Below are 12813 nucleotides of genomic sequence, written 5' to 3'. Positions count from 1 at the left end.
GCCGGCCCATTGTCCGAAGGTACGATGCCGCCCGCGGCGCGCGGTCCCTAGCCTGTGTGAAGGCATGACAGGGGCCGGGCGCATTGCGCCCCGGTCGAACATGTACCGCACGAACACGTACCGCACGGTACCCGCAGGAGGGGACGCGATGAAGCGCAAGTATCTGAGTGTGGCGATTGGCAGCGTGCTGCTGTCGTCGGCCATCGCCGCACCCGCGGCCTGGGCGCAGGACCCGCCGGCAGCGCCGGCGGAGCAGCAGGCCCGGGCCACCACGCTGGGCACGGTCACCGTATCGGCGCGCAAACGCGAGGAAACGCTGCAGGAAGTGCCGGTGGCCGTGACCGCGTTCACCGCCGAAGCGCTGGACAAGCTGGCCATCGACGACCTGGGCGACCTCGATGCGCAGGTGCCCAACCTGACCATCTATGCCGCGCGCGGCTCCAGCAGCACGGTCACCGCCTACATCCGCGGCATCGGCCAGGCCGATCCGCTGTGGGGCGTCGACCCGGGCGTGGGCATCTACCTGGACGACGTCTACATCGCCCGCCCGCAGGGAGCCTTGCTGGACGTCTTCGACGTGCAGCGCGTGGAGGTGCTGCGCGGCCCGCAGGGCACGCTGTACGGCAAGAACACCATCGGCGGCGCGATCAAGTACATCTCGCGCGGCCTGCCGGCCGAAACCACCGGCTTCGGCTCGCTGACCGTGGGCAACTACAACCAGCTCGACGCCCGCGCCGCGATCGGGGGCACCCTGGGCAGCGATGCGTTGCGCGCGCGTGTGGCGGTGGCCAGCCTCAACCGCGACGGGTTCGGCGACAACCAGTACACCGACCAGGAAGTCAGCGACAAGGAGATCCTCGCCGCGCGCGGCCAGGTCGGTGCGTGGATCGGCGAGGACTTCGACGTGCAGGTCGCCTTCGACTGGATGGACGACCAGTCCGGCGTGCGCGGCGCGAAGATGCTCGCGCCCAACGCGTTCACCGCGTTGTTCCCGGCGTTCGGCGCCAATCCGCCGCTGGACGACCGCTACGACATCCGCAGCGGGATGCGCAACGTCAACGACACGTCGATGACCGGCGCCTCGATCACCGCCAACTGGCGGGCCACCGAGGACTGGGTGTTCAAGTACGTGCTGGCCCGGCGTGAATCCGACACCGAGACGAACATCGATTTCGACACCACGCCGGCGCCTATCGTCGACGTGAAGGCGTTCTACGAGGACGAGCAGGTCAGCCACGAACTGCAGGCCAACTTCGACGCCGGCGGCCGCGCCCGCGGCGTGATGGGCGTCTACGCATTCGACGGCGAGGCCGGCGGGCAGGTGCTCAACAACTTCCTCAACGCCAGTTTCGGCGACACCGAGGGCACGGTCTTCACCGACAGCCTGGCGTTCTACGCCGACTGGACGTTCGACCTCACCCAGCGCCTGAAGCTCGATGTCGGCGCGCGCTACACCGACGAGGACAAGCGGGCGGTGGTGCTCAATCGCGCCTACACGGACGGGACGTTCACCACCCCCAGGGCGACCGTGGCGGATTTCGACAAGACCACCAACTTCAAGAATGTCTCGCCCAAGGTCTCGCTGGACTACCAGGTCACCGACGGCATCATGCTCTACGGCCTGGCCACGCGCGGCTTCAAGTCCGGCGGCTACAACATCCGCGCCAACGCCGTGGCGGTGCCGCGCTCGGCCGAGCCGTTCGACGACGAGAAGGTCGACAGCCTGGAAATCGGCAGCAAGATGGCCTTCCTGGACAACAGCCTGTTCCTCAACCTGGCCTATTTCCACAACGACTACGAGGACATCCAGCTGTCGGTGTTCACCGCCTTCGATTCCAACGGTGACGGCGTGGACGATGCCTTCTTCGGCGACTTCACCAACGCCGGCAAGGGCACCGTGCAGGGCGTGGAAGCCGAATACCAGTGGCTGGTGGGCGATCACTGGGTGCTCGGCGGCAACCTGGCCTGGCTGGACGCGCAGTACGACGAGTTCATCACCCGCGAGGTCAACGTGGCCGACGCCCAGCGCTTCACCAACGCGCCCGAGTTCTCAGGCGCGGTGAACCTGGAATACCGCACCGCGCTGTCCGGTGGCGGCGACCTGTCCACGCGACTGGGTTACAGCTACCAGAGCGAGGTCTGGCCGACCACCGACCTGAGCCCGGCGATCCGCCAGGAGGGCTACGGCCTTCTCAACGCCGGCATCATCTGGAAGCTGGATGATGCGTGGTCGTTCTCCCTGCAGGGCACCAACCTGCTGGACGAGGAATACAGGACCACCGGCTACAACATTCCGGTGCTCGGGGTCCTCACGGGTTTTTACGGACCGCCTCGCCAGTATGCGTTGACCGTGCGGTATGACTTCTGATCCCACCTGACCGGGATCGGGAAGCGACGGCGGGCTTCGGCCCGCCGTCGCATTTTGCCCATGCCGTCCGTTGCACGGCCGTCCCGCGGCGACATCGCGGATGCCGCCGGCGCCCGCGCTATCCTCGACCGCGCATGCGCGCCCCATCCTGTCCTGGCCCTCGAACCCGCCGCAGCCGCGGCCGGGCGCACGCACGCGTCGGTTGCGATGCCGCCGGCGTGCGCCGGCGTGCGGCCTTCGCGGAGTCCGCGCGGTGAGCGTGGCGATCGTCGTCTGCGCCGCGCTGGTCTGGCTGGGCCTGCTGTTCGGCACCGCGCTGTACGCCGAACGGCACCCGCGGGTGCTGGCCAGCCACTGGCGCCACGTCTACGCGCTCTCGCTGGCGGTGTACTGCACGTCGTGGACGTTCTTCGGCACGGTCACCCAGGCCGCGCGCTACGACTGGCCGCTGCCGCCGACATTCGTCGGCACGCTGCTGCTGTACGCCTTCGCGGCCGTGGCGATGCAGCGCCTGGTGCGCCTGGCGCAGGCCTCCAACGCGACCTCGCTGGCCGACCTGATCGCCACGCGCCTGGGCAAGGACGCCTGGCTGGCGGCGGCGGTGACCGCGGTCGCGGCGCTCGGGCTGATTCCCTACATCGCGCTGCAGCTCAAGGCGGTAGCGATGAGCTATGCCCTGCTGACGGGCGCGGCCTATCCGGCCGCCGCGCCGCTGGGCGACAGCGCGCTGTACGTCGCCCTGGCCATGGCGGCGTTCGCGATGCTGTTCGGCACCCGCCGCGCCAGCGCCGCCGAGCACAACCGCGGCCTGGTGTTGGCGATGGCCTTCGAGTCGCTGTTCAAGCTCGCGGCGATGCTGGCGCTGGGCGTGTTCGTGTGGCTGGGCCTGGATGGCGCGGTCGCCGCCGCGCCGGTGCCGGCCGCGCCGTCGCCGGTGGCGACCGGTGGGTTCCTGCCGCTGGTGCTGCTGGGCGCGCTGGCGATGTTCACCCTGCCGCACCAGTTCCATGTCGGGGTGGTGGAGTGCCGCGACGAAAATCACGTGCGCACGGCGCGCTGGCTGTTCCCGCTCTACCTGGTGCTGATCGCGCTGCCGGTGTTGCCGCTGGCACGCGCTGGCGAGGCGCTGCTGGCCCGTGACGTGCCCTCCGACCTCTACGTGCTGGCGTTGCCGCTGGCGCAGGGCCACGACGGGCTGGCGCTGTTCGCGTTCCTGGGCGGGCTGAGCGCGGCCACGGGCATGGTGGTGGTCAGCACGCTGACGCTCAGCCTGATGATCGGCAACCACTGGCTGGCGCCGGGCCTGCTGCGCCTGGCCTGGCGACGCGATGGCCAGGGTGGCGACCTGCGCGGCTCGGTGCTGACGCTGCGGCGTGCGGGCATCGTGGCGATCATGCTGCTGGCCTGGGTCTACGGCCGTGCCATCGTAGGGAGTGCCGCGCTGGCGGATGTCGGCGCGGTGTCGTTCTCCGCCCTGGCCACGCTCGCCCCCGCGCTCGCCTTTGCGGTTTGGCGACCGCAGACGCCGCCACGTGCGGCGATCGCGGGGATCGTGGTCGGCTTCGCGGTCTGGGCCTGGTGCCTGCTGCTGCCGCTGCTGGCCAGCGCCGAAGGCGCCGCGCCGGCCTGGGTCACCCACGGCCCCTTCGGCGCGCACTGGCTCGCACCGGACGCGCTGTTCGGGCTCACCGGCTGGAGCCGCCTGGGCCGCGCGGTCGGGGCCAGCCTGTTCGCCGGCACCTTGGCCATCTGGCTGTTCGCCGCCTGGCGTCCGGCGCCGGCGCGGCGGGAGTCGCGCGGCCTGGACGCCGCCACGCTGCGCAGCGCCGGCCGCCGCTTCCTGCCGCGCGAGCGCGTGGCCCAGCTGTTGCAACCGGCGCCGGCCGCCGGGCCCGTGCCGGCGCATATCGAGGCGCAGCTGGAACGCGAACTGGCCGCGGTGCTGGGCTCGGCATCCGCGCGCGTGCTGCTGGATGCCGCGCGCGACGAGGATGGGGCCCGCAATCTCGACACCGTCGCGGCGATCGTCGACGAGGCCGCGCAGGACCTGCGCTTCAACCAGCGCGTGCTGGAAGCGGCGCTGCAGAACATGAGCCAGGGCATCAGTGTGGTCGACGCGCAGCTGCGCCTGGTGGCGTGGAACCGGCGCTACGCGCAGCTGTTCGGGTTTCCCGCCGAGCTGCTGCAGGTCGGCCAGCCGGTGGAAACCCTGGCGCGCTGGGCGCTGGCGCGGATGCCGCACAGCGGCGGGCTGGAACAGGCCCTCTCGCGGCGCCTGCATTTCATGCGCGCCGGCACTGCCCACCTGTCCGAACGCGTGTTCCCCGACGGCAGCATCGTCGAGATCCGAGGCAATCCCATGCCCGGCGGCGGCTTCGTGGCGACCTTCACCGATGTCACCGCCTTCCGTGGGGCCCAGCACGAACTGCTGCGCGCCAACGAGACGCTCGAACAGCGCGTGGCCGAGCGCACCACGCTGCTGGAGGCCGCCAAGCACGAGGCCGAGCACGCCAACGACGCCAAGAGCCGCTTCCTCGCCGCGATCGGGCACGACCTGCTGCAGCCGCTGCACGCCGCGCACCTGTTCACCGATGCGCTGGCGCAGCAGCTGGAGGCGCCCCAGTCGCGGGCGCTGCTCGCGCAGACCCGCGGCGCGCTGGATTCCACCACCGACCTGCTTACCGCGCTGCTGGACATGTCGCGCCTGGAAGCCGGTGGCCTGGTCGCGCAGCCGCGCGATTTCCCCGCTGGCCGACGTGCTCGATCCGCTGGCGTCCGAGTTCGCCGTGCTGGCCGCCGAACGCGGCCTCGGGTTCGCCTACCGGCCGACGCGCGCCTGGGTGCGCAGCGATCCGCACCTGCTGCGCCGCGTGCTGCAGAACTTCCTGGCCAACGCCGTGCGCTACACCGGGCACGGCGGTGTGCTGCTGGGCGTGCGGCGCAGCCACGAAGGCATTCGCGTGGACGTGCACGATACCGGTCCCGGCATCCAGGCCGACCAGCAGCGGGGCATCTTCGAGGAATTCCGCCGTGGCGAGGACGCGCCGGGCCAGGGCCTGGGGTTGGGCCTGGCCATCGCCGAACGCATGGCGCAGCTGCTGCAAGCGCCGCTGTCGCTGCGCAGCCAGCCGGGAACCGGCACCACGTTCGGCATTACCCTGCCGCGCGGGGCCACCCCCGAGCGCGTCGAGCCCGCGACGCGCACCACGATGGTGGCGTCCGGGCCGGCGCACGTGCTGCTGGTCGACAACGAACCGGCCGCGTTGCAGGCCCTGCAGCGTGTGTTGCAGGGCTGGGGGTTCAGCGTCGCGGCCGCTGGTGACGGTGCCCGCGCCTGCGCTGCGCTGCAGGTTCGCGCCGCCGACATCTGGCTGCTCGACTACCACCTGGACGACCAGGACACCGGGGTGGCGCTGCGCGAGCGGCTGGTGCAGATGCATGGCTCGCGGCCGGCGGTGATCCTCAGCGCCGACCCCGGTCCCACCGTGCGCCGCGCGGTGCACGAGGCCGGGCTGCCACTTTTGATCAAGCCGCTCAAACCGCTCGCCCTGAAGTCGGTCCTGGACCGCCTGCTGGCGGCCGGGCGGGTGCCCGGTGCGGCCTGAACGACCTGAACGGGCAAGGGCTCCCACAGGCCGTGGCACGCGCGTTGCATGCCTCAAGAAGGCAACCCGCACGCCGTTACGGACCATGCGGTGTTCCGCATCGTTCCGACAGCCCGTGGTGAGTTCCAACAAGCGCATGCACACGCAGCAGATCCCCGCCAACCCGTCACGGTGCGCTCATAAGGGCGTGCCTAGGCTGGCATTGCGTTCCTTCCGGAGTGGCGGCCTCAGGGCCTGGTCTGCCACGCGCCCGGAGAACGGCCGTGCCGCGGTGCGTCCGGGCACGGCACATGGAGGGGTCGGATGAACAGAGCGCGCGGATATCTCAGGCCCGCCGCCGCACATGATGCGGCGTCCGCATGGCTGCCACAGCTGTTCCAGGCCAGCACGCCGGCCGACGTGGCCGCGCTGCTCTTCGCCGACCTGCCGCGCCTGCATGAGGTCGGCGCCTGCCTGATGTGGTCGACGCATTGGCCACGCGACATCGCCGCCTGGCCGCGCCACGCCGGCAATTCGGCCATGACCGCGGTCGCCGCCGACGTCGTCGACAACGTGCGCGCCGGCGGACAGGCGCCGCTGGGCATGCGCGTGCTGCATGACGACGGCGAGGATACGGTCGCGCTCCTGTACTGCCCGGGCGGCGCCCCGGCGCTGGACGAGGCGTTCAACTCGCGCCTGGCCGAAGTGCTGCGCGTCCAGCGCATGCAGGAGGCCGTGGCGCGCCTGGGAACAGGCCGAGAAGCTGCAGCGCTCGCTGTACGCCATCGCCGACATGGCCGGTTCCGACCTGGACATGCCCGACATGTTGCGCGGGCTGCACCGCATCGTCTCCGACCTGATGTACGCGGAGAACTTCTACATCGCCCTGTACGACGGCGATAGCGACTCGCTGCGGTTCCTGTACTTCTCCGACGTGGTCGACGACGAGCTGCTCGACGCCGACGAGATCGTGCCGCTGGCGAAGATCGAACGCGGGCTGACCTGGTACCTGATCCGCGACAAGCGCCCGCTGATGGGCTCCACCGACGAGATGCGCCAGCAGGTGTCCGGGCCGCTGACACTGCACGGCGCCGACAGCAGCGACTGGCTGGGCGTGCCGATGCTGCGCGACGGCGTGGTCCATGGCGCGGTGGTCGTGCAGAGCTACCGCGGCGGCCGCTGCTACACCACGGCGGAGATGTCGTTGCTGGCCTTCGTGGCCGAGCACATCCTCACCGCGCTGGAACGCAAGCGTGGCCGTGCCGAACTGGAGCAGCGCGTGGTCGAGCGGACCGCCCAGCTGGAAACGGCCAACATCGACCTGCGCCGCGAAGTGACCGAACGCGAACGCGGCGAGCGCCTGCAGGCGGCCCTGTACCGCATCGCGGCGCTGGCCAGCATCGACGAGACCAGCGAGTCCTTCTTCCGCCACGTCCACTCGATCGTGGGCGAGCTGATCGAGGCCAAGAATTTCTACGTCGGACTGCTGTCGGAGGACGGCGCCAGCGTGTCCTTCCCCTACGCCGCCGACGAGCACGAGAAGGACTGGAGCACGCGCACCTACGGGCGCGGGCTGACCGAGTTCGTGCTGCGTACCGGCCGGCCGCAGCTGGTCGACCAGGCGCGCGCGCAGCTGCTGCTCGAGCAGGGGGAGATCGCCGCCAGCATGGTCGGTGCGCCGACCCTGGTCTGGCTCGGTGCGCCGCTGCTGGGCGTGGAAGGAGCGATCGGTGTCGTCGCGGTGCAGAGCTACGAGCGTGGCGACGTCTACGACGAACGCGACGCCGAGCTGCTCACCTTCGTCTCCTACCAGATCGCCAGCAGCCTGCAGCGCCGCCGCGCCGCCGAACTGCTGCAGCAGGCCAACGCCGAACTCGAGCACCGGGTGGAGGAACGCACCCTGGAGCTGCGCGAGCAGATCGCGGTCCGCGAACAGGTGGAGGCCCAGCTGCAGCACCAGGTGATGCACGACGCGCTCACCCGCCTGCCCAACCGCGTCTACCTGCGCGACCGCGTGGAACGCGCCATCGCGCGCCTGCGCCGCGACCACATGCAGGGCTTCGGCCTGCTGTACATCGACATCGACCGCTTCAAGGTGGTCAACGACAGCCTTGGCCATGGCGCCGGCGACGACGTCCTGAAGGAAGTCGCGCGCCGCCTGGCCACCTGCGTGCGCGAGCCGGACGTGGTCGCGCGGCTGGCCGGTGACGAGTTCGTGCTGCTGCTCGAACACGTCGCGATGCCGGAGACCGCGTGCAAGGTCGCCCAGCGCGTGCTGAAAGTTCTGGAACCGCCGCTGCAGGCCGCCGGGCGCGAACTGCGGGTGTCGGCCAGCATCGGCATCACCATCGCCGATCGCAATTACGACTCAGCCGACCGTGTGCTGCACGACGCCGACGTGGCGCTGTACCGGGCCAAGCGCAGCGGCCGCAACCGCTTCGTACTGTTCGACGACGCCATGCACCAGACCGCCATGGGCGTGCTGGACATGGAGCAGGAGCTGCGCAACGCGCTGGTGCGCGACGAGTTCGTCCCCTGGTTCCAGCCACTGGTGCGGCTGGGCGACGAGGGCGTGATCGGCTACGAAGCGCTGCTGCGCTGGAACCACCCGGAGCGCGGCGTGCTCACGCCGGGCGCCTTCCTGAAAGTGGCCGAGGACAGCGGCCTGATCGAGGGCATCGACTGGCGCATGTTCCGGCTGGCGCTCGAGGCGAGCCGTGAGCTGGTGCACGACGGCAGCTTCATCACGCTCAACGTGTCGCCGCGGCTGTTCCAGCACGACGACTTCGACCGGCGCATCCTCGCCCTCACGCACGAGGTCGGCTTCGACCCCGCGCGCCTGCGCCTGGAGGTGACCGAGGGCACGCTGCTCGGCGATCCCGATGCGGTCGTCGCCACGCTGCAGCGGCTGCGCGACGCGAAGATCGAGGCGGCGCTGGACGACTTCGGCACCGGCTATTCCTCGCTGGGCCACGTGCACCACTTCCCGCTGAAGATGATCAAGATCGACCGCAGCTTCATCACCCCCTTCGCCGCCGGCGTCGCGCCGCGCAGCTCGGCGGTGATCGAGGCGATCCTGGCCCTGGGCAACGCGCTGGGCGCCGAAGTGGTGGCCGAGGGCATCGAGACCCGCTACCAGTGCGAAGTGCTCAAGGCCATGGGCTGCGTGTACGGACAGGGTTACCTGTTCGCGCACCCGGAACCGGCGGAGTACTGGCTGGCGAAGCAGGGTCGGTGACGGCGCGCGGCCCGGCGCGCTGACCCGCCCGGTTCCAGCGTCAGCCGCGAATGCCCGCCGGGCCCGGATGTCCTCCGGAGTCCGGCGCGTCCTCCAGCCGGCGCGCCGGGTCGGTCAGCTCGAGCTCGCGCAGCACGACGCCGGCCTGGGTGCGGTTGCGCACGCCCAGGCGCTCGAAGATCGCGGTGAGATGCGCCTTGACCGTGCGCTCCTGCACGTCGAGCCGGTCGGCGATCTGCTTGTTCAACAGCCCCTGGGCCACCAGCACCAGCACCCGGAACTGCTGTGGCGACAGGCTGGCCAGGCGGGCGGCCAGCTGTGCGTCGTGCGTGCTCGAACGCGCGCGCGACACCGGGCCGCGCAGCGCCGGCGGCAGCCACTGCTCGCAGGCCAGCACGGTGCGGATCGCCTCGCGCAGGTCGTCCAGGCCCGAACTCTTGGGCAGGTAGCCGGCGGCGCCGTGGTCCAGCGCGCGGCGGATCACCTGCGGATCGTCGTTCGCCGACACCACCACCACGGCCACGCCCGGATGCTGCGCGCGCACCGCCGCGAGCCCGGCCAAGCCGTGGTTGCCCGGCATGTGCAGGTCCAGCAGGACCAGGTCGACGTCCGGCTCGGCCTCCAGCACTGCGAGCACATCATCGAGCGAAGCGGCTTCGTGCACACGCAGGTTGTCGACGGCCTCGGCCGCCGCGCCGCGCAGCGCGGCCCGGAACAGCGGGTGGTCGTCGGCGATCAGCAGCGTCGGCATGGGCTGAGGAGTGCGTGGCCAAGAGTGAGAAATGAGAGGGGAGCAGGAAGCCCGCGGAGAGTGCCACTCATTTCTCACTCCTCATCACTCACTCCTGCCCTACTGCACGGTCCAGCCGCCGTCCACGTCGATCGTGTGGCCGGTGATGTTGCGTGCGTGCGCCGACATCAGGAAGGCGGTGATGCCGGCCAGTTCGTCAAAACCGATGAACACGCCCTTGGGCATGGGCTTGAGCATGACTTCGCTGACCACCTGCGATTCGGGAATGCCGCGGGTGCGCGCCTGGTCGGCGATCTGCTTGTCGACCAGCGGCGTCTTCACGTAGGTCGGGCAGATCGTGTTGATGGTGATGTCGGTGCCCGCCGTCTCCAGGGCGACCACCTTCGACAGGCCCAGCAGGCCGTGCTTGGCGGCGACGTAGGCGCTCTTGAACGGGCTGGCCACCAGCGAGTGGATCGAGCCGATGTTGACGATGCGGCCGTAGCCGCGCTCGCGCATGCCCGGCAGCACCGCGCGGGTCAGGCGCGCGACCCCGACCAGCATCACCTGCACCAGGAAGTCCCACTTTTCCATCGGGAACTCCTCCAGCGGCGCCACGTGCTGGAGGCCGGCGTTGTTGACCAGCACGTCGACCGGCCGCGCCACCGCGGCCAGCGCGGCTTCGACGCTGTGATCGGAGGTGACGTCCAGCGCGAGCGCCTGCGCCTGGCCTGCGTCGGCGAGGATGCCGTCGGCCACGGTCCGGGCGGCATCCAGGCTGACGTCGGTGACGACGACGAAGTGGCCGGCGCGCGCGAGTTCGGCGGCGATGCCGGCGCCGATGCCGCTGCCGGCGCCGGTGATGAGGATGCAGCGCGAGGGGCTGGGGGGCGTGGCGGACATGGGGAACCGGGGCATGGGCAGACCGGTAGCCTAGCAAGCGCCCGCGCGCGCCACGTGGTACGAAAGTACGATGCCGCGGCCGGACGCGCTTGCTAGGGTCTGCGGATGATGACGACCGCCCTGCGTTGTTCCGTCCTCGGCCTGGCCCTGCTGGCCGGCTGTGCGTCCACCGGCGCGCCGTCGCCCCCGGAGTCCGAGATGTTCGCGTTCCCACGCCACAGCACGCACCGCCAGGCCGACGACCTGCTCACCGGCGGGCTCGGCCTGGACGGCCTGCGCGCCGCGGCGCCCCCCGCCTTTGCCGACCCGGTGGCGCCGACGGCGGCCGAACTGCGCCGGCGCGCGCTGTGGAGCAACTGGCGCGGCATCGCCGACCTGGCGCCCGCCGGTGGCTACGGCACGCTGTACGGCGGCATGCCCAGCGTCCCGGGCCGCGAGTTCCACGCGCTGGCGACGGTGCCGGGCGCCCGCCATCCGCACCGGGTGATGGTGCAGGTACCCGATGCCTTCGATGCCGCGCGACGCTGCGTGGTGGTCACCGCGTCGTCCGGTTCGCGCGGCATCTACGGCGCGATCGCCGTCGCCGGTGCGTGGGGCCTGCCGCGCGGATGCGCCGTGGCCTACACGGACAAGGGCGCGGGCACCGACTATTTCGACCTCGATGCCGGCATGGGCACCGGGTCCGACGGCACCGTCGTCGGCCCGGGGCAGGCGGCGGCGTTCAACCCGCTCGGCAACGCGAGCGCGACGAACCCGGCGCCTGCCGCCGGCAGCGAGCGTGCCGGTCACGGCGTGGCCTTCAAGCACGCGCATTCGGGCGACAACCCCGAGGCCGACTGGGGCGCGCACGTGAAGCAGGCCGCGCAGTTCGCGCTGGCGCAACTGGACGAAGCCTACCCGCAGGCCGCGCCCTTCACCTTCGACAACACGCGCGTGATCGCCGTCGGCATCTCCAACGGCGGCGGCGCGGTGCTGCGCGCGGCCGAGCAGGGCGACTGGCTCGACGCGGTGGTCGCCGGCGAGCCCAACGTGAGCGTCGACGGCGTGCGACCGCTGTACGACATCGGCACCGAGGCCGGACTGCTGATGCCCTGCGCCGTGCTCGCGGTCGAGGACCGGCCACGTTCGCCGCTGTCGGCCCTGGCGCAGAAAGGCGGCGAGCTGCGTTGCGCGTCGCTGGCCGCGGCCGGCATCCTCGCCGGCGGCGATGTCGCCGCGCAGGCGCGCCAGGCGCACGCGCAGCTGCGCGCCAGCGGCTGGACCGATGCGGCGATCCGCGCCGGCACGCTGTCGGTGGACTTCGACCTGTGGCGCGCGATCGCGGCGACCTACGCCTCGTCCTATGGACGCTTCGGCGTGGGCGAACACCCCTGCGGCTACGCCTGGTCCGCGCTCAATCCCGATTTCACTGCGCGCGCCGCGACGGCCTCCGAGCGCGCCGCGTGGTGGGCCGACGGCAGCGGCATCCCGCCGGGTGCCGGCATCGGCCTGGTCGATACGAAGGCGGCACTGCCCGATCCCACGTTGCCCGGCCTGCAGTGCCTGCGCGCGCTGTGGACCGGCGAGGACGCTCAGGCGCGCCGCGTGCACGCGGGCATCGCGCAGACCCGCGCCGGCCTGCCGCGCGCCGGCCTGCCGGTGCTGGTCATCCATGGCCGCGACGACGGCCTGCTGCCGCCGGCGTTCACCAGCGATCCCTACGTGGCGCGCGCGCAGGCCGCGGGCCGCGACGTGCACTACTGGCAGGTCGCCAACGCCCAGCATTTCGACGGCTTCCTCGCCCTGCCCGACTACCGCGCGCGCTACGTACCGCTGCTGCCCTACGTGTACGCGGCGCTGGACGCAGTGATGGCGCACCTGGACGACCCGGCGCGGCCATTGCCGGCCGATGCCCTGGTGCCTGCGCGCGCGTCCGGCCCGGAACCGCTCACGGCGGCACACCTGGCCGTGCCGCGCTGAGTCCGGCCAGGTAGCGCCTGCGCGCGATCTT

7 protein-coding genes and 2 pseudogenes are annotated in these 12813 nt (G+C 71.3%); 7 read left to right on the top strand and 2 right to left on the bottom strand.

Features of this window, described 5'->3' with window-relative positions; genetic code table 11:
- The first annotated feature begins 148 nt into the window (after positions 1 to 148).
- The 6 genes and pseudogenes from I8J32_RS04245 (at position 149) to I8J32_RS04230 (ending at position 9190) form a co-directional block, all read left to right on the top strand.
- The gene (locus I8J32_RS04245) at positions 149 to 2368 is read left to right on the top strand and encodes a TonB-dependent receptor (protein WP_207526778.1); all 2220 of its coding nucleotides are present in this window, start codon (positions 149 to 151) and stop codon (positions 2366 to 2368) included.
- A 100-nt stretch (positions 2369 to 2468) separates the two neighbouring features.
- Positions 2469 to 5024: pseudogene (locus tag I8J32_RS04240) on the top strand (PAS-domain containing protein); the annotation flags it as partial.
- Positions 4960 to 5475, top strand: a pseudogene (locus I8J32_RS17935) (sensor histidine kinase); the annotation flags it as partial. The pseudogenes I8J32_RS04240 and I8J32_RS17935, both read left to right, overlap by 65 nt.
- A gap of 126 nt (positions 5476 to 5601) precedes the next feature.
- A complete protein-coding gene (locus tag I8J32_RS17930) occupies positions 5602 to 5973 on the top strand; it encodes a response regulator (RefSeq protein ID WP_343225253.1) in 372 nt (123 codons plus the stop codon).
- Between the two features lie 303 nt (positions 5974 to 6276).
- Positions 6277 to 6855, top strand: coding sequence for a hypothetical protein (locus I8J32_RS04235; protein WP_207526777.1), 579 nt, complete (start codon positions 6277 to 6279; stop codon positions 6853 to 6855).
- Positions 6746 to 9190 carry a bifunctional diguanylate cyclase/phosphodiesterase gene (locus I8J32_RS04230; protein WP_207526776.1) on the top strand — a complete coding sequence of 815 codons (2445 nt, stop codon included), beginning with the start codon at positions 6746 to 6748 and terminating at the stop codon, positions 9188 to 9190. The genes I8J32_RS04235 and I8J32_RS04230 overlap by 110 nt, the downstream gene beginning before the upstream one ends.
- A 40-nt stretch (positions 9191 to 9230) precedes the next feature.
- On the opposite strand, the gene I8J32_RS04225 is transcribed toward I8J32_RS04230, so the two are convergent.
- Together I8J32_RS04225 and I8J32_RS04220 are read right to left on the bottom strand one after the other, a co-directional pair.
- Positions 9231 to 9941, bottom strand: a complete 711-nt coding sequence (locus tag I8J32_RS04225; RefSeq protein ID WP_200614910.1) for a response regulator — start codon at positions 9939 to 9941, stop codon at positions 9231 to 9233.
- A 99-nt stretch (positions 9942 to 10040) separates the two neighbouring features.
- Positions 10041 to 10838 carry a 3-hydroxybutyrate dehydrogenase gene (locus I8J32_RS04220; protein ID WP_245156410.1) on the bottom strand — a complete coding sequence of 266 codons (798 nt, stop codon included), beginning with the start codon at positions 10836 to 10838 and terminating at the stop codon, positions 10041 to 10043.
- A gap of 90 nt (positions 10839 to 10928) precedes the next feature.
- Here I8J32_RS04220 and I8J32_RS04215 point away from each other — a divergent pair, with 90 nt between their 5' ends.
- Positions 10929 to 12782: a D-(-)-3-hydroxybutyrate oligomer hydrolase gene (locus I8J32_RS04215; RefSeq protein WP_245156409.1), complete on the top strand. Its 1854-nt coding sequence runs from the start codon at positions 10929 to 10931 to the stop codon at positions 12780 to 12782.
- The last annotated feature ends 31 nt before the right edge of the window (positions 12783 to 12813 follow it).

This window comes from Lysobacter solisilvae (assembly GCF_016613535.2).
Taxonomy (GTDB): domain Bacteria; phylum Pseudomonadota; class Gammaproteobacteria; order Xanthomonadales; family Xanthomonadaceae; genus Agrilutibacter; species Agrilutibacter solisilvae.
This window is presented reverse-complemented; position numbering and strand designations above follow the sequence as displayed.